This is a genomic window from Rhodovulum sp. YNF3179 (assembly GCF_050586465.1).
GTDB lineage: Bacteria > Pseudomonadota > Alphaproteobacteria > Rhodobacterales > Rhodobacteraceae > CAJXYS01.
The window spans coordinates 559,754-575,852 of sequence record NZ_JBOCEG010000001.1; the positions used below are offsets into that span (position 1 = coordinate 559,754).

Consider the following 16,099-nt stretch of genomic DNA (forward strand, 5'->3'; position numbering starts at 1 on the left):
GCGTAATTTATGCTGCTCGTTGCACCTGCTGATCCGGTTGGTTGAATTCTTTCTCTGCAAATGGACCAGCACTGGTGGCTTGCCTGCGCAGGTATCAGCTCAATTCAGGACTTCGACATCGGTCGATGACAGTCGGCCTTAACTCCAGTCGATTTGATTTGGAACCAGGGGCGATAACGACCGGCCATGACCATAGGCAATCTGCCCGGGTGCCCCATGCCGCAGACCCGTGGAGCACCGGTTCGGGTTTGCCTAACAGCATCGATTTTCTGGGAAAAAGTGGCAGCCCGTAGGGGAATCGAACCCCTCTTTCCAGGTTGAAAACCTGGCGTCCTAACCGATAGACGAACGGGCCGCGCTTGGCGTGGGGCGGTAATTAGGCAAACTCGGGCGCGGGTGCAAGAGGATTCTTCGGAAAATTTCCGGCCCGCGCCGTCACGCCGGGGCGGCGTCTTCGAGCCGCAGTTTCGGGCGGTTACGCCCGCCCCAGCTGTCGATTTCCAGCCGGCCCGCGACATGGAACCGGGCGCCGGCATGGGCCTCGAGCATGGGCCCGAGCGGCCCCTCGAAGGCGCCGAAGGCGATAGCATCGAGGCGTCCGCCGCCGTCGTCGCCGAAGGTCAGCCGCAGATGCGTCTCGCCGGCGCGCTTGGCGAAGAGCACGCGCTGGGCGGGCAGGGCGAAGCGGGGTGCGGGGGCGCCGGCGCCGAAGGGGCCGGCCTTCTCCAGCTGCGCGATCAGCTCCACCGTCACCGCCGGGGTCATCAGCAGCCCCTCGAGGCGCAGGTCGTGCGGACCCGTCGCGCCGGCGCCCTGCTTGGCGAGAAGCTCCGAGAGCCGCGCCATCGCGGCGTCCAGCTTGTCGCGCATCACGGTCAGGCCGGCCGCCATCCTGTGGCCGCCGCCCTTGACCAGCAGGCCCTCGGATGCCAGCCGCTGCACCGCCGCCCCGAGGTCGACGCCCGGGACCGAGCGTCCCGATCCCTTGCCCTCGTCGCCCTCGAAGCCGATCACGACGGCCGGGCGGTTCGTGGCCTCCTTCAGGCGCGAGGCGACGATTCCCACCACGCCGGGATGCCAGCCGGGCTCCGCCGCCCAGACCAGCGGCGCGTCGAGGCCGCGCGCCTCGGCCTGGGCAAGCGCAGCCTCGCGCACACGCGCCTCGATCTCGCGGCGTTCGGTGTTGAGCGCGTCGAGCCGCTGGGCGAGGGCGGCGGCCTCGGCCTCGTCGTCGGTGGCCAGGAGCCTTGCGCCGAGGTCGGCCTGGCCGATGCGCCCGCCCGCATTCACCCGCGGGCCCAGAAGGAAGCCCAGGTGATAGGATGCCGGCGCGGTATCGAGACGCGCCACGTCCGAGAGCGCCCGGAGCCCGGGCCGCCCGCGCCGCGCCATCACGGCGAGGCCCTGGCGCACCAGGGCGCGGTTGACGCCGATCAGCGGCGCCACGTCCGCCACGGTCGCGAGCGCCACGAGGTCGAGAAACCCGATCAGGTCCGGGCCGGTGCGCCCCTTGCCCCGCATCAGGCGGTTGACCGCGACCAGCATCAGGAAGACCACCCCCGCCGCGCAGAGATGCCCCAGCGCGCTGTCCTCGTCCTGGCGGTTGGGGTTCACCACCGCCAGCGCCGGCGGCAGGGTCTCGCCGCCGAGATGGTGGTCGAGCACGATCACCTCCGCCCCCTCGGCGGCGGCGATGGCGTCGTGGCTGAGCGTGCCGCAATCGACGCAGACGATCAGGTCGTGCCCGGCGGCCAGCTTTCGCATGGCCGGCGCGTTCGGGCCGTAGCCCTCGTCGATGCGGTCGGGAATATAGAGCGTGGCCGGACGCCCCATCTGGCGAAGCCAGCAGATCAGCAGCGCCGCGGAGGCCCCGCCGTCGACGTCGTAATCGGCGAAGATCGCGATCCGTTCGCCGCGCTCGGCGGCCGCGAGGAAGCGTTCGGCGGCGCGGTCCATGTCCCGGAGCGTCGAGGGGTCCGGCAAGAGATCGCGCAGCGCGGGGGCGAGGAACCGCTCGGCGTCTTCCGGCCGGACGCCGCGCCGCGCCAGTGTCCGGCAGAGCGGCTCGGGCAGGCCGGTGGCCTGGGCCGTTGCCTCGGCCAGGCGGATTTCGGGCGGGCCGGGCCCCACCCAGCGCCGTCCGAGCGCGGAGTGCTCCACGTCGAGCAGGGCGCGCGGCGCGTCCCGGTCCAGATGTTGTGCGGGTTCCATGGCGTCACGCTATAACATGGGGGCTGCGAGTCGCCAGATCGAAGATCGGCGGCCGCGGCGTCAGGACCCTTCCGCGATCAGCTCCGCGACGCTTGCCGCGCGGCAGAACTCGCCATGCAGATGCGATATGGCCGCGGCATGGATCGCGGCCGCATCGGGCGGTGCCAGCGCCGGCGCCCAGCCGGTGTCGGCGTTGACGGCGAAGGCCGCGCAGGCGTCATGGGCCAGCCGCACCGCGTAGCCGAGATTCGCGGCCATGCGCACGGTGGTCGAGACGCAATGCGGCGTGGTCAGCCCGCAGATCACCAGCCCGTCGATCCCGGCCGACCGCAGGTGCCCGTCAAGGCCCGTGCCGATGAACGCGCTGTTCACCGTCTTTTCGAACACGGCCTCGCCGGCCTGTGGGTCCACCTCGGGTTTGAACGCCGTCCCGCCGGTCGCCGGGCCGAGCGGGCTGCCGGGCTCGGCGCTGACATGGCGGATATGGATGACAGGCTGGCCACGGGCGCGCCAATGCGCCAGAAGCCGGCCCGCCCGGATCTCTGCGTCGGGGTTGTTGCGCGCGCCCCAGACCGGCGAGTCGAAGCCGGTCTGAACGTCGACAAGCAGCAGCGCCGCGGTCATCGCTTGGGGTTGCGGTAGCGCATGCGGCGCACGGAACCCGTCTTGGACCGCATCAGCACCGTTTCCGCCTCGAGGTAGTTCGGTTCGCGCTTGATGCCCGAGAGGATCGAGCCGTCGGTCACGCCGGTCGCGGCGAAGATCACGTCCTGGGTCACCATGTCGTCGCGGGCATACACCTTGTCGAGATCAGTGATGCCCGCGCGCGCGGCGCGGCCGCGCTCGTCGTCGTTGCGAAACAGCAGCCGCCCGTAGATCTGCCCGCCCATGCATTTCAGCGCGGCGGCCGCCAGAACGCCCTCCGGCGCGCCGCCGGCGCCCATATACATGTCGATGCCCGTCTTCTCGGCCTCGGCGCAATGGATCACGCCGGCGACGTCGCCGTCGGTGATCAGCCGGATCGCGGCGCCGGTCTTGCGGACATCCGCGATCAGCGCCTCGTGGCGGGGCCGCTCGAGGATGCAGACGGTGATGTCCGCGGGGGCGCAGCCGCGGGCCGCGGCCAGCGCCTCGACCCGCTCATGCGGGGTCATGTCGAGCGAGACGACCCCTTCGGGGTAGCCCGGCCCCACAGCGAGCTTGTCCATGTAGACGTCGGGGGCATGCAGCATCGAGCCGCGCGGCCCCATGGCGATCACCGCCAGCGCGTTCGGCATGTCCTTGGCCGTCAGGGTGGTGCCCTCGAGCGGGTCGAGCGCGATGTCGACCGCCGGACCCTCGCCGTTGCCGACCTTTTCGCCGATGAAGAGCATCGGCGCCTCGTCGCGCTCGCCCTCGCCGATGACGACGACGCCGTCGATGTCGAGCATGTTGAGCTGGGTGCGCATCGCGTCAACGGCGGCCTGGTCGGCGGCCTTCTCGTCGCCGCGGCCGATCAGCTGGGCCGAGGCCAGCGCGGCGGCCTCGGAGACGCGGGCGAGGCCCAGGGACAACATGCGGTCATTGAAATCGACGGGATGGGACATCGGGCATTCCTGGCGAATTGAAATATGTCAGAGCATTTACGCGGCCCGGGCCGGCCGGCACAACCCCCGAGCGGGCGCAAACGCGGCCCCCGCACGAACCCGGACCGGGCAGCGCCGTGCGCGCGCGCTTAGACTTCCTCGATGCGAATCGCCACCGGCGCGGCGGTCAGCACACCCGTCGCCTCGACGCCCTTCAGCGCATGGGCCAGCGCGTCCGGCGTCGTGGTGTGGGTAACGATCAGCACCGGTGCGGCGGTATCGGCATGGCCGTACTGGCGCATCCGGTTGATCGAGACGCCCGCATCGCCGAGCGCCGTGGCGACCTTGGCGAGGACCCCCGGCTTGTCCATCAGCGAGAAGCGCAGGTAGTAGGGCGCCGGCGCCGCGGCGCGGGCGTTCGGCGCGCTCTCGAGCGTGCGGGCCGGCTGGCCGAAAACCGGCAGCACGTAGCCGCGGGCGATGTCCATGACGTCGCCCATCACGGCACTGGCGGTGGGGCCTTCGCCCGCGCCGGCGCCGCGCAGCACGATCTGGCCCACCGAATCGCCCTCGAGCACGACCATGTTCATCGCGTTCTCGAGCTGTCCGAGCGGCGATTTCGCCGGCACCAGGCAGGGCGACATGCGCTGCTCCAGCCCGCGGCCCGTCATCTGCGCGACGCCGAGCAGCTTGATCCGGTAGCCCATGTCGCGGGCCTGCTCGATATCGGTGATCGAGATCCGCTCGATCCCCTCGAGCTCGACGCCCGCGAAATCGACCCGCGTGCCGAAGGCGATCGCGGCCAGCAGCGCCAGCTTGTGCCCGGCATCGATCCCGCCAACGTCCAGCGTCGGGTCGGCCTCCAGGTACCCCAGCGCGTTGGCCTCCTCGAAGACCTCGTCATAGGGCAGGTGGGCGGATTCCATCCGGGTCAGGATGTAATTGCAGGTGCCGTTCATCACCCCCATCACCCGGCGCATGCGGTTGCCGGCCAGCCCCTCGGTCAGGGTCTTGACGCAGGGTATGCCGCCCGCGACCGCCGCCTCGAAGCGCAGCGCGACGCCGGCGGCCTCGGCGGCTTCGGCCATGGCCTGGCCGTGGATGGCCAGCATGGCCTTGTTCGCGGTGACGACATGCTTGCCGGCGGCGATGGCCGCCTCGACCGAGGCCTTGGCCGGCCCGTCCTCGCCGCCCATGAGTTCGACGAACACGTCGATATCGGCGCGGCGGGCCAGGACGACCGGGTCGTCCTCCCAGCTGTAGGGCGACAGGTCGACACCACGATCCCTGCCGCGCGAGCGTGCCGAGACGGCGCTGATCTCGACGCGGCGCCCGGCCCGGGCGGCGAGCAGCTCGGCATGGTCCTGTACGATCTTGACGAGCCCGGCGCCCACGGTTCCGAGACCGGCGATGCCAAGGCGGATAGGGTCGGGCATGAAAGGGCTCCGTCAGGTCAGCTCGGGTCAGTCGGGCTGCTGTTACTGCCTTCCGGGGCGGGACGCAACTCTGCGGTCAGGCGCCGCGATGCCGTGCGAGCGCATCCTGCAGCCGGCGGCGCGTCGCGTCATCGATCACCGCCCCCCCGAGCGCGCGCGCCTTCTGCCGGAGCGTCGCCGCACGCGCGGCCATGCCGCGCGCCTCCCGGGGGTCGAGCCGGCGGCCCGCGGCCGCGGCGAGCAGACCCTCGGCAGGGACGAGGTCCGGGTAGGCGGTTCCGCGCGCCGCGCCGCCGGCGAAGCCCGGGTCGAGCGCCGGGACGTCGCCGCCGCAGCCGGCGAGGGTCAGCAGCAGGACAGCGAGACGGGACATGCGGCGGATCATGGGCGGGCACCCGTGTGGGCCAGGAACTGCCGGCGAGCCTAGCCGCGCGGGGCAGGCGCGGCAAGGCGGTGGCCGCTGAACGCCCGTTCAGTTAATATCCGGGAGAAAGGAGAGGCAGATGGCACGCAAGACCGGCTCTCACGCGGAAATCACCGGCCCGCGCATCCGCGCGGCGGCGGCGCGGCTGTTCGCGCGGCACGGCTTCGCCGCCGTCTCGATGCGGCGCATCGCCGCCGAGGTCGGGGTGCAGGCCGGCGCGCTCTATCTCTACACGCCCGACAAGCAGACGCTTCTCTTCGAACTGATGCGCGATCACCTGGAGGATCTGCTGGCCGCCTGGGCCGCAGCCGATGCGCCGGGTCCGCCGGATGCGCGGCTGGCGCGCTTCGTGCGCTTTCACATCGGCTTTCACCTCGCCCGGCCCGACGACGTCTTCATCGCCTACATGGAACTGCGCAACCTCGAGCCCGGGAACTTCGCCGCGATCGAGGCGCTGCGGCGCCGCTACGAGGACGCGCTCGAGGCGATCCTGCGCGCGGGCCGGGAGGCCGGGCTTTTCGCCATTCCCGATACCAAGCTCGCCACCATGGCGCTGATCGCGATGCTGACCGGGGTCAATACCTGGTACCGCGAGGGTGGACGGCTGTCCGGCGATGACGTGGCCGAGATCTACACCGACATGGCGCTGAAGGCGGTCGGCCGGACCGGCTGAGCGGTGGCGTCCCTGCGGGACGCCGCGCCGAAACGCGAAGCGCGCGCCCCTGCGGGCGCGCGCCGTGCCTCCGGCGGGAATATTTCGGCCACTTGGAAGCGGCCGCCCCGGTTCAGAGCGTGTCGTAGAGCGGGAAGCGGGCGCAGAGCTCGGCCACCTCGGCGCGCACCTTGGCCTCGACCCCGGCATTGCCGTCCTCGCCGTTGGCGGCAAGCCCGTCCACCACCTCGACGATCCAGTCGGCGATCTGGCGGAACTCGGGCTCGCCGAAGCCGCGGGTGGTGCCGGCCGGCGTGCCCAGGCGGATCCCGCTGGTGACGGTCGGCTTCTCGGGGTCGAAGGGAATGCCGTTCTTGTTGCAGGTGATATGGGCGCGGCCGAGCGCGGTTTCGGTCGCGTTGCCCTTCACGCCCTTCGGCCGCAGGTCGACCAGCATCACATGGGTATCGGTGCCGCCGGTGACGATGTCGAGCCCGCCCTTTGCCAGCTGGTCGGCCAGCGCCTGGGCGTTCTTGATGACCCGTGCCTGGTAGGTCTTGAATTCCGGCCGCAGCGCCTCGCCGAAGGCCACGGCCTTGGCCGCGATCACATGCATCAGCGGCCCGCCCTGGATGCCGGGGAAGATCGCCGAGTTGAACTTCTTCGCCAGCGCCTCGTCGTCGGTCAGGATCATGCCGCCGCGCGGGCCGCGCAACGTCTTGTGGGTGGTGGTGGTCGCGACATGGGCGTGCGGGAAGGGCGAGGGGTAATGGCCGGCGGCCACCAGCCCGGCGAAATGCGCCATGTCCACCAGCAGGTAGGCGCCCACCGTGTCGGCGATCTCGCGCATTTTCGCGAAATCGATGATCCGCGGAATCGCCGAGCCGCCGGCGATGATCATTTTCGGTCGATGCTCGGCGGTCAGCGCAGCGATCTGGTCGTAGTCGATCTCGTTGTCGCTCTCGCGCACGCCGTACTGGACGGCGTTGAACCACTTGCCCGACTGGTTCGGCCCGGCGCCGTGGGTCAGGTGACCGCCCGCGTCGAGGCTCATGCCGAGGATCGTGTCGCCGGGCTGCAGCAGCGCGGTGAAGACGCCCTGGTTGGCCTGGCTGCCGGAATTCGGTTGCACGTTGGCGAAGCCGCAGCCGAAAAGCCGTGTGGCTCGGTCGATGGCGAGGGTCTCTGCCACGTCGACGAACTGGCAGCCGCCGTAATAGCGCCGCCCCGGGTAGCCCTCGGCGTATTTGTTGGTCATCACCGAGCCCTGCGCGTCCAGCACGGCGCGGCTGACGATGTTCTCGGAGGCGATCAGCTCGATCTCGTCGCGCTGGCGGCCCAGTTCGTCCGCGATGGCCTTCGCGATCTCGGGATCGCGGTCCGAAAGGGACTCGGTGAAAAAGCCGCTGTCACGATGGGGTGCGTTCATCTCGGATCTCCTCTCCACGGGGCGGGACCATGTTTCCCGGCGCTATGTATCCCGGAACCGCACATATCAAAACCCTGAATACGACCAAGGCGACGATATGCGCGGCAATCCTCGTGCCGATCGGCCCCTTGTGTTTCGGTCGCGCCCGGGCGATGACTTTCGGAAACGGGACGGTGTCGATGGCCCAGACGAGACGGATCGCATTCCTCGCGAGCACCACGGAGATCGCGCAGGCCGCGGAGGCGCGGCTCAGCGCGCGCTACGGCAATGTCGCGCCGGAAGAGGCGGACCTGATCGTGGCGCTGGGCGGCGACGGCTTCATGCTGCACACGCTGCACGATACCGAGGCGCTGCCGGCGCCGGTCTACGGCATGAATTGCGGGACCATCGGCTTTCTGATGAACGAATATGCCGAGGAGGGCCTGCTGGAGCGGCTCGACGCGGCGGAGCTGACGGTGATCAATCCGCTCCGGATGCGGGCCGAGGGCGAGGACGGCACCCTGCACGAGGCGCTGGCGATCAACGAGGTCTCGCTGCTGCGGGCCGGGCCGCAGGCGGCGCGGCTCAGGATCAGCGTCGATGGCCGGGTCCGGATGGAGGAACTGGTCTGCGACGGCGCGCTCGTCTCGACGCCGGCCGGCTCCACGGCCTACAACTTCTCGGCGCACGGGCCGATCCTGCCCATCGGCTCGGACGTGCTGGCGCTGACCGCGATCGCGGCGTTCCGGCCGCGGCGCTGGCGCGGCGCGCTGCTGCCGAAGACGGCGCGGGTGCGCTTCGACGTGCTGCAGCCCGAGAAGCGCCCGGTGATGGCGGATGCCGACAGCCGGTCCGCCGGCAAGGTCGTCAGCGTCGAGATCGAGAGCGATCCCGGCATCGCCCACCGGATCCTGTTCGACCCCGGCCACGGGCTCGAGGAACGGCTGATCCGCGAACAGTTCGTCTGAGCCGCTCAGGCCGCGTCCGGGTCGACGCGGTCGGGGCTGTCCCAGGTGCCGGCGTTCTCGAGGATGAAATCGGCATCCTCGTAGGCCGCGCGCAGAAGCCCCTCGTAGAGCGCGCCCTCGGCGGCGCGGTCGAGCGGTGCGTCGGCCCCGGCACGCTTCATCAGCGCGGCTTCCAGCATCTCCACCGTGCCGGAGCCCTCGTCGAACTGGGCCTTCTTGCGCCAGACCAGATCCGTCGGCAGGAGATCCGCGCAGGCCTTGCGCAGGATCCATTTCTCGGTCGTCTCGCCGGTGGATTCCAGCGCCCCGGGATCCGTGCGGCGCAGCTTCAGCGTGGCCGGGATCGACTGGGCGAAGTCGATCAGGTCGCGGTCGAGGAAGGGGGTTCGGGCCTCGAGGCTCTCGGCCATGGTGATGCGGTCGACACGCTGCAGGTTGATGTTGTGCATCGCGTTGAGCGAGCGGGTCAGCTCGTCGGCCAGCTCGCGCGGGGTGTCGACATAGGCGTGATGATAGCCGTAGCCCGCGAAAAGCTCGTCCGCGCCTTCGCCGGTCAGCACCGCCTTGACGTGTTCGCGCGCGAGACGTGCGGCGAAATGGGTGGGCACGGCGCTCCGGACCAGGTCCACGTCGGCGCTTTCCAGGTGATAGATCACATGGGGCAGCACCGCTGCCACGTCCTCGGCGGTGAAGGCGTATTCGTGATGGTCCGAGCCGATATGCGCCGCCACCCGGCGCGCGGCGCGCAGGTCCGGGCTGCCCTCGGCCCCGACCGAGAAGGTCTTGAGCCGCCCCGGCGCTGCCCGGGCCGCGAGCGCCGCGATGATCGAGCTGTCGAGCCCGCCCGAGAGGAAGGCGCCGACCTCGACATCAGCCACCATCCACTTGGTGACGGCCTCCTCGAGCACCAGCCGCAACTCGCGCGCGGTGGCCTCGACGTCGAGATCCTCTTCCGGTTCCGCCGCGCCGTGGGGCGTGCGGTACCAGCGCCGCGGGCCGTCCTTGCTGTCGAAGAGACTGCCGGGTGGGATCGCCTCGATCCCGGTCAGGTGCAACCCGTCGAAGGCCTTGAGCTCCGAGGCGAAGGCCAGCCCGTCGCCGATCCGCGCCATGTAGAGCGGCTTGATCCCGAGCGGGTCGCGGGCCGCGATGATCCGTTCGCGGGTGGCGAGGACGAAGGCGAACATCCCGTCGAGCCGCGACACCCAGCGCAGTTCGCCCGAGCGGAACATGTGCAGGATCGCCTCGCTGTCGCTTTCGGTTTCGAAGGCGCTCTCGCCCAGGATCGCGCGAAGATCGGCGTGGTTGTAGATCTCGCCATTGGCCACCAGCAGGTCGTCGTCCTGGTAGATCGGCTGGCTGCCGTCCTCGGGGCCGATGATCGAGAGCCTGCAATGGGCCATCACGACCGGCTTGCCGCGGCCTTCGATCACCTCGACCGCGTCGGGGCCGCGATGGGCGATCTTGGTGATCATGCGGGTGGCGAGGGTCTCGTCACCGACGTTCCAGAGGCAGACAAATCCGCACATGGGTGTAGGGGCCTTCCTGTTCAGGGGTCATGTGCCGTCGCCGTGATCCGGGCCATGCCGGCACCGCCGCCGCGGCACCGGGCCGGACGGTCGGGGGCGTGGATATGTCGGCAGAAGGTCGGATCGGTCGGCTTCGGCTGTTCCATCCGCACCTTAACGCGACAGCGGAGCGGGCACAAACGGGGCCGCGGGGCTTGCATGGGCCGGGACGTTGCGTCATGACCTTGAACGGCATGGAGGGCACGGGACATGGCGCTGCCGGTTCGCGAACAGGCCAAGATCTGGGGGATCGCCGCGGCGATCTTCTTCGTGCTGCTCTGGTACCTGGGCGACGTGATGCTGCCCTTCATCGTCGGCAGCGCCGTGGCCTATTTCCTGGATCCGGTGGCGGACCGGCTGGAACGGCTGGGGTTCTCGCGGGTGCTGGCGACCGCGACGATCACGGTGGCGACGGTTCTGCTCTTCATCCTCGCCGCGCTGATCGTGATCCCGCAACTGGTCAAGCAGCTGACGGCGCTGGTCAATATCACCCCCGAGATCGCGCGCGGGCTCTATGGCTTCGTGAACGAGCGCTTCCCGCAGCTGCTCGACGAGGGATCGGTCCTGCGCCAGAGCCTCGACGGGCTGGCCAACACGGTCAAGTCGCGCGGCGGTGAATTCGTCAACGGCCTGCTTGCCTCGGTGCGCAACGTGGTCAGCGCCATCGTCTTCATCCTCGTCGTACCGGTCGTCGCCTTTTACATGCTGCTGTCCTGGGATCGCATGATCGCCCATGTGGATGCCTGGCTGCCCCGCGACCACGCGCCCGTGATCCGGCGGCTCGCCGGCCAGATCGACGCCGTGCTGGCGGGTTTCGTGCGCGGGCAGCTGTCGGTCTGCCTGATCCTTGGCGTCTTCTACGCGGCGGGGCTGATGCTGGTCGGACTCGATTTCGGCCTCGTGGTGGGCGCGATCGCCGGCATCCTGACCTTCATCCCTTACGTGGGCGCCATCGTCGGCGGTGCCCTGGCGATCGGGCTGGCGCTGTTCCAGTTCTGGAGCGATCCGCTGATGATCGCGGCGGTGGCCGCCATCTTCTTCGTCGGCCAGTTCGTCGAGGGAAATTTTCTCACCCCGAACCTGGTCGGCGGCTCGGTCGGGCTGCACCCGGTCTGGCTGCTCTTCGCGCTGTCGGCCTTCGGCTCGCTCTTCGGCTTCGTCGGCATGCTGGTGGCGGTGCCGGTCGCCGCGGCGCTTGGCGTGCTGGCCCGTTTCGCGGTCGAGCAGTATCTCGACAGCCGGCTTTACAAGGGGCTCTCGGATAGGGGCGAAGACTGATCTTGGCCCGCCAGCTCGCATTCGACCTGCCCGCGAAACCGGCGCTGGGCCGCGAGGATTTCTTCGTCTCGCCGGCCAATGCGCTGGCGGTGCGCGCGGTGGAAGGCTGGCGTGACTGGCCGCAGGGCAAGCTGGTGCTGATCGGCCCCGAGGGCGCGGGCAAGACCCATCTGGCGCATGTCTGGGCCGCCGAGGCCGGGGCGCGGATCGTCGCCGCGGCCGCGCTGCCCGCGCTCGACCCGGCCGATCTGTCCGGCGCGGGGCGCGTGGCGGTGGAGGACGTGCCCGGGATCGCGGGCGATCCCGCGGCGGAGCGCGCGCTCTTTCACCTGCACAACATGCTGGCCGCGGCCGGCGGCCGGCTGCTGCTGACGGGCACGGGCAATCCGGTGCGCTGGCCGCTGGCGCTGCCCGACCTCGCCAGCCGGGTGCAGGCGGCCTCGGTGGCGACGCTGGAGGCGATGGACGACCAGCTGCTGACCGCGCTGCTCGTCAAGCTGTTCGCCGATCGCCAGCTGATCGTCGGCCCCCCGGTGATCGCCTACCTGGTGCGGCGGATGGAACGTTCCTTTGCCGCCGCGCAGCGGATCGTGGCGGCGCTTGACCGCCGGGCGCTGGCCGAGCAACGCCGCGTCACCCGCGCGATGGCGGCGGAGATTCTGGACAAGGCCCATGGCGAGGCGCGATAACTGTCATCCACGTTTCATTTTCTGCCCCGATAAGGCGCCCATGGTTGATGCTGATTTTCTGAACGCTCCCTTCGTGGAGCCCGTCGAACTGCCCGAGGCCGAGCGCACGGGTCCCAAGCGGTTCTTCAATCGCGAACTGTCCTGGCTCGCCTTCAACTGGCGGGTCCTGGAAGAGGCGACCAACCCGAAGGTGCCGCTGCTGGAACGGGTGCGCTTCCTGTCCATCTCGGCCACCAACCTCGACGAGTTCTACACCGTCCGCGTGGCGGGCCTGTGGGAACTGGCGCGGGCCGGGAACACCACCCCGGCCGCGGACGGGCTGACGCCGTCGGAACAGCTGGTGCTGATCGACAAGGATGCCCGCCAGTTGATGAAGACCCAGCAGACGATCTGGAACGATCTCAAGAAGGAAATGGAGGCGGCCGGGATCAGCCTGTTGACCCGGTCGAAGCTGAATGCCACCGACCGCCGCGAGCTCGAGGGGCATTTCCTGACCAAGGTCTTTCCCGTGCTCTCGCCACTAGCGATCGACCCGGCCCATCCCTTTCCGTTCATCCCGAATGCCGGGTTCTCGCTCGCCCTGCAGCTGGAGCGGAAGTCGGATGGCCGCCAGCTGCAGGCGCTGCTGCCGATCCCGCACCAGATCGATCGCTTCGTGGCGCTGCCCGACGGCAAGGGCGGGCGCGCCCGGTTCCTGCCGCTCGAGGAACTGCTGCTGGAACATGTCGGCGATCTCTTCCCCGGCTACGTGGTCAAGGGGCACTGCGCCTTCCGCGTGCTGCGCGACAGCGATCTCGAGGTCGAGGAAGAGGCCGAGGACCTGGTGCGCGAATTCGAGACCGCGCTCAAGCGTCGCCGGCGCGGCGAGGTGATCCGGCTTACCTTCTCGGCCGGCTCGCCGGAGAAGCTGCTCAAGCTCGTCACCGACGCCATGCATGTCAGCCCCTCCGAGGTCATCGAGATGCGCGGCATGATCGGCATCGCCGACGTCAAGGAACTGGTGCTCGACAGCCGGCCCGACCTGCTCTGGCCGACCTTCACGCCGCGGGTGCCCGAGCGCGTGCAGGACCATGACGGCGACATGTTCGCGGCCATCCGCCAGAAGGACATGCTGCTGCACCACCCCTACGAGACCTTCGACATGGTCATCCGCTTCCTGCAACAGGCGGCGCGCGACCCGGACGTGGTGGCGATCAAGCAGACGCTCTACCGCACCTCGCGCGACAGCCCGATCGTCGAGGCGCTCTGCGAGGCCGCGGAGGCCGGCAAGTCGGTCACCGCGCTGGTCGAGCTGAAAGCGCGCTTCGATGAGGCCGCGAACATCCGCCAGTCACGGCGGCTCGAGCGCGCCGGCGCGCATGTGGTCTACGGTTTCATCAACTACAAGACCCATGCCAAGATCTCGACCGTGGTGCGGCGCGAGGGCGACCAGCTGGTGACCTATTCGCATTTCGGCACCGGCAACTACCACCCGATCACGGCGCGGATCTACACGGACCTGTCGCTCTTCACCTGCGACGGGGCGCTCGGGCGGGATGCCACCAAGGTCTTCAACTACGTCTCGGGCTACGCGACGCCGGGCAAGCTCGAGAACCTCTCGATCTCGCCGATCACGCTGAAATCGACCCTGATCGACTCGATCGAGCGCGAGGCCGAACATGCCCGCGCCGGTCGCCCGGCCGAGATCTGGGGCAAGGCCAACGCCCTGATCGAGCCCGACGTGATCGACGCGCTCTACAAGGCCAGCCAGGCCGGGGTACGCATCCACATGGTGATCCGCGGCATCTGCGGGCTGCGCCCGGGCATCAAGGGGCTGTCCGAGAATATCCGCGTGAAATCCATCGTCGGGCGGTTCCTCGAGCATTCGCGGATCATCTGTTTCGGCGACGGGCACGGGCTGCCGTCCAAGAAGGCGCGGGTCTACATGTCGTCGGCCGACTGGATGGGACGCAACCTCAACCGCCGGGTCGAGACCCTGGTGGAGATCACCAACCCCACGGTCCACGCGCAGATCATGAGCCAGATCATGGCCGCCAACCTCGCCGACCAGGCCCAGAGCTGGGTGCTGCAGCCCGACGGCCACTTCCTGCGCCACGAGGGCAAGCCGGACGCGCATCTCTTCAACTGCCACCGGTTCTTCATGGAAAACCCCTCGCTGTCGGGGCGGGGGTCGGCCGGGGCCAAGGACGCGCCGAAACTCGCGCATTCCAGGGACTGACGGAAGATTGACGCAACCGGTCCAACAGGGCAGGTTGCCGTCAGGCAAGGACGAGGCCATGGACGGCGCACACGACGGATACGCCGGGACCGAGGGCGGCGCCTTCAGGCGGCCGCTTTTCGAGGACGCGACAGCGCGGGCGCTGAGCCGTGTCGGCATCGTCGACGTGGGCTCGAACTCGGTCCGGCTGGTGGTCTTCGACGGCGCCGCGCGTTCGCCGGCCTATTTCTACAACGAGAAGATCCTGTGCGGGCTGGGGACCGGCGTGAGCGCGACCGGGCGGCTGCATCCCGAGGGCCGCGCGCGCGCCCTGGCGGCGCTGAAGCGCTTCGCGGCGCTGGCCGAGGGCATGGCCATGGCGCCGCTGACGGGCGTGGCGACCGCCGCCGTCCGCGAGGCCGAGGACGGCCCGGAATTCTGCGCAGAGGTCGAGCGCGAAACCGGCCTGCGGCTCTGGGTCGCCAGCGGCGAGGAGGAGGCGCGGCTCTCGGCCCAGGGGGTCCTGCTCGGCTGGCCCGGCGCCGAAGGGCTGGTCTGCGACATCGGCGGCTCCTCGATGGAACTGGCGGAACTCAGGGCAGGGCGCCCGGGGCGCGCGCTCAGCAGTGCGCTGGGGCCGCTCCGGCTCGAGGGGATCAAGGGTGGAAAGAAGGGCCTGAAAAAGCACATCGCGGCCACGCTGGACGATCTGCGCGCCGAGATCGATGGCGATTACGAGACGCTCTATCTCGTCGGCGGCTCCTGGCGGGCGATCGCGCGGATCGACATGGAACGCCGCGACTACCCGCTCAAGGTGCTGCACGAATACGAGATGACCCCGGCCGCGGTGCGCGCAACGCTGAAATACATCGCCGAGAACGATCTCGACGAGGTGCGGGCGCGGACCGGCACCTCCGCCGACCGGATGAAGCTGGTGCCGACGGCGGCACTGGTGCTGAAGGCCGTGGTGCAGAAATTCCGCCCGCGGCGGATCGCGATTTCCAGTTATGGCATCCGCGAGGGCCTGCTCTACGGACAGATGCCTGACGTATTGCGCGACCGCGACCCGCTGATCGAGGCTGCCCGTTTCGCCGAGGCCTCGTCGGCCCGGATCCCGGGCTTCGGCAAGGTGCTTTACAACTTCCTGCTGCCGCTCTACCGCAACGCGCGCCACGACCGGCTGCGGCTGGTCAAGGCGGCCTGCCTGCTGCACGACACCGCCTGGCGCGCGCATCCGGACTACCGCGCCGAGGTCTGCTTCGACAACGCGACGCGGGCCAATCTCGGCGGGCTGACCCATGCCGAGCGCGTGTTTCTCGGGCTGGCGCTGATGCATCGCTACAAGAACTCGCGCAGCGAGGCCTTCACCGCGCTGGCCGGCCTGATGCCCGAGAAGGACGTGGAGGCCGCCGAGGTGCTTGGCAAGGCGATGCGCTTCGGCGCGATGCTGTCGGTCAATTCGCCCGAGAAGATGGGCGCGCTCAAGTATTTTCCCAAGCGCAAGGTGATCGAGCTGGTGATCAGCCCCGGGACGCGCGACCTCTTCGGCGAGGTGGTCGAGGCGCGCTTCGAGTCGCTGGCCAAGGCGCTGGGCTGCCGGCCGGAGGTCACGCTCCGCTAGAGTGCCGGGGGGGGGGGGGGGGGGGGGGGGGGGGGGGGGGGGGGGGGGGGGGGGGGGGGGGGGGGGGGGGGGGGGGGGGGGG

The 16,099-nt window shown here is 69.7% G+C and carries 13 protein-coding genes and 1 tRNA gene; 6 read left to right on the plus strand and 8 right to left on the minus strand.

What is annotated here, in order from left to right:
- Positions 1 to 280: 280 nt before the first annotated feature.
- The 6 genes from ACQ5SP_RS02865 to ACQ5SP_RS02890 all read right to left on the minus strand — a co-directional run bounded on the left by ACQ5SP_RS02865 (position 281) and on the right by ACQ5SP_RS02890 (position 5,585).
- A tRNA-Glu gene (locus tag ACQ5SP_RS02865) sits at positions 281 to 355 on the minus strand.
- A gap of 80 nt (positions 356 to 435) precedes the next feature.
- Positions 436 to 2,211, minus strand: coding sequence for a single-stranded-DNA-specific exonuclease RecJ (recJ, locus tag ACQ5SP_RS02870; RefSeq protein ID WP_430936219.1), 1,776 nt, complete (start codon positions 2,209 to 2,211; stop codon positions 436 to 438).
- Between the two features lie 60 nt (positions 2,212 to 2,271).
- Positions 2,272 to 2,835: a cysteine hydrolase family protein gene (locus ACQ5SP_RS02875; protein WP_430936221.1), complete on the minus strand. Its 564-nt coding sequence runs from the start codon at positions 2,833 to 2,835 to the stop codon at positions 2,272 to 2,274.
- Positions 2,832 to 3,797 (minus strand): class II fructose-bisphosphatase, encoded by a 966-nt coding sequence (glpX, locus tag ACQ5SP_RS02880; protein ID WP_430936223.1) that lies wholly within the window; start codon positions 3,795 to 3,797, stop codon positions 2,832 to 2,834. The genes ACQ5SP_RS02875 and glpX overlap by 4 nt, the downstream gene beginning before the upstream one ends.
- A gap of 128 nt (positions 3,798 to 3,925) precedes the next feature.
- The gene (locus ACQ5SP_RS02885) at positions 3,926 to 5,212 is read right to left on the minus strand and encodes a homoserine dehydrogenase (protein ID WP_430936225.1); all 1,287 of its coding nucleotides are present in this window, start codon (positions 5,210 to 5,212) and stop codon (positions 3,926 to 3,928) included.
- Between the two features lie 76 nt (positions 5,213 to 5,288).
- Positions 5,289 to 5,585, minus strand: coding sequence for a hypothetical protein (locus ACQ5SP_RS02890; protein ID WP_430936227.1), 297 nt, complete (start codon positions 5,583 to 5,585; stop codon positions 5,289 to 5,291).
- Between the two features lie 130 nt (positions 5,586 to 5,715).
- On the opposite strand from ACQ5SP_RS02890, the gene ACQ5SP_RS02895 reads away from it, so the two are divergent.
- The gene (locus tag ACQ5SP_RS02895) at positions 5,716 to 6,309 is read left to right on the plus strand and encodes a TetR/AcrR family transcriptional regulator (protein WP_430936229.1); all 594 of its coding nucleotides are present in this window, start codon (positions 5,716 to 5,718) and stop codon (positions 6,307 to 6,309) included.
- A gap of 112 nt (positions 6,310 to 6,421) precedes the next feature.
- Here ACQ5SP_RS02895 and glyA read toward each other — a convergent pair whose 3' ends face one another.
- Complete coding sequence (gene glyA / locus ACQ5SP_RS02900) at positions 6,422 to 7,717, minus strand: serine hydroxymethyltransferase (protein WP_430936231.1); 1,296 nt, start codon at positions 7,715 to 7,717, stop codon at positions 6,422 to 6,424.
- A 179-nt stretch (positions 7,718 to 7,896) separates the two neighbouring features.
- Between glyA and ACQ5SP_RS02905 the strand changes: the two genes are divergently transcribed.
- The gene (locus ACQ5SP_RS02905) at positions 7,897 to 8,664 is read left to right on the plus strand and encodes an NAD kinase (protein ID WP_430936233.1); all 768 of its coding nucleotides are present in this window, start codon (positions 7,897 to 7,899) and stop codon (positions 8,662 to 8,664) included.
- 5 nt (positions 8,665 to 8,669) lie between these two features.
- Here the strand turns inward: ACQ5SP_RS02905 and asnB are convergent, their stop codons facing one another.
- Entirely contained in the window at positions 8,670 to 10,193 is a 1,524-nt protein-coding gene (gene asnB, locus ACQ5SP_RS02910; RefSeq protein ID WP_430936235.1) for an asparagine synthase (glutamine-hydrolyzing), read from the minus strand.
- 249 nt (positions 10,194 to 10,442) lie between these two features.
- On the opposite strand from asnB, the gene ACQ5SP_RS02915 reads away from it, so the two are divergent.
- From ACQ5SP_RS02915 to ACQ5SP_RS02930, 4 genes are read left to right on the plus strand one after another with little or no spacing between them, the layout of a single operon-like run.
- Complete coding sequence (locus tag ACQ5SP_RS02915) at positions 10,443 to 11,510, plus strand: AI-2E family transporter (protein WP_430936237.1); 1,068 nt, start codon at positions 10,443 to 10,445, stop codon at positions 11,508 to 11,510.
- Between the two features lie 2 nt (positions 11,511 to 11,512).
- A complete protein-coding gene (locus tag ACQ5SP_RS02920) occupies positions 11,513 to 12,199 on the plus strand; it encodes an HdaA/DnaA family protein (RefSeq protein WP_430936239.1) in 687 nt (228 codons plus the stop codon).
- Between the two features lie 40 nt (positions 12,200 to 12,239).
- Positions 12,240 to 14,417: an RNA degradosome polyphosphate kinase gene (locus ACQ5SP_RS02925; protein ID WP_430936241.1), complete on the plus strand. Its 2,178-nt coding sequence runs from the start codon at positions 12,240 to 12,242 to the stop codon at positions 14,415 to 14,417.
- A gap of 58 nt (positions 14,418 to 14,475) precedes the next feature.
- Positions 14,476 to 16,017: a Ppx/GppA family phosphatase gene (locus ACQ5SP_RS02930; protein ID WP_430936243.1), complete on the plus strand. Its 1,542-nt coding sequence runs from the start codon at positions 14,476 to 14,478 to the stop codon at positions 16,015 to 16,017.
- Positions 16,018 to 16,099: the final 82 nt, after the last annotated feature.

Bases quoted from the DNA above. Each gene is read 5' to 3' on its own strand.
- ACQ5SP_RS02890 (WP_430936227.1), bottom strand. From the start codon at position 5,585: ATGTCCCGTCTCGCTGTCCTGCTGCTGACCCTCGCCGGCTGCGGCGGC.
- recJ (WP_430936219.1), bottom strand. From the start codon at position 2,211: ATGGAACCCGCACAACATCTGGACCGGGACGCGCCGCGCGCCCTGCTC.
- ACQ5SP_RS02885 (WP_430936225.1), bottom strand. From the start codon at position 5,212: ATGCCCGACCCTATCCGCCTTGGCATCGCCGGTCTCGGAACCGTGGGC.
- asnB (WP_430936235.1), bottom strand. From the start codon at position 10,193: ATGTGCGGATTTGTCTGCCTCTGGAACGTCGGTGACGAGACCCTCGCC.
- ACQ5SP_RS02930 (WP_430936243.1), top strand. From the start codon at position 14,476: ATGGACGGCGCACACGACGGATACGCCGGGACCGAGGGCGGCGCCTTC.
- ACQ5SP_RS02925 (WP_430936241.1), top strand. From the start codon at position 12,240: ATGGTTGATGCTGATTTTCTGAACGCTCCCTTCGTGGAGCCCGTCGAA.
- ACQ5SP_RS02905 (WP_430936233.1), top strand. From the start codon at position 7,897: ATGGCCCAGACGAGACGGATCGCATTCCTCGCGAGCACCACGGAGATC.
- ACQ5SP_RS02875 (WP_430936221.1), bottom strand. From the start codon at position 2,835: ATGACCGCGGCGCTGCTGCTTGTCGACGTTCAGACCGGCTTCGACTCG.
- ACQ5SP_RS02915 (WP_430936237.1), top strand. From the start codon at position 10,443: ATGGCGCTGCCGGTTCGCGAACAGGCCAAGATCTGGGGGATCGCCGCG.
- glyA (WP_430936231.1), bottom strand. From the start codon at position 7,717: ATGAACGCACCCCATCGTGACAGCGGCTTTTTCACCGAGTCCCTTTCG.
- ACQ5SP_RS02895 (WP_430936229.1), top strand. From the start codon at position 5,716: ATGGCACGCAAGACCGGCTCTCACGCGGAAATCACCGGCCCGCGCATC.
- glpX (WP_430936223.1), bottom strand. From the start codon at position 3,797: ATGTCCCATCCCGTCGATTTCAATGACCGCATGTTGTCCCTGGGCCTC.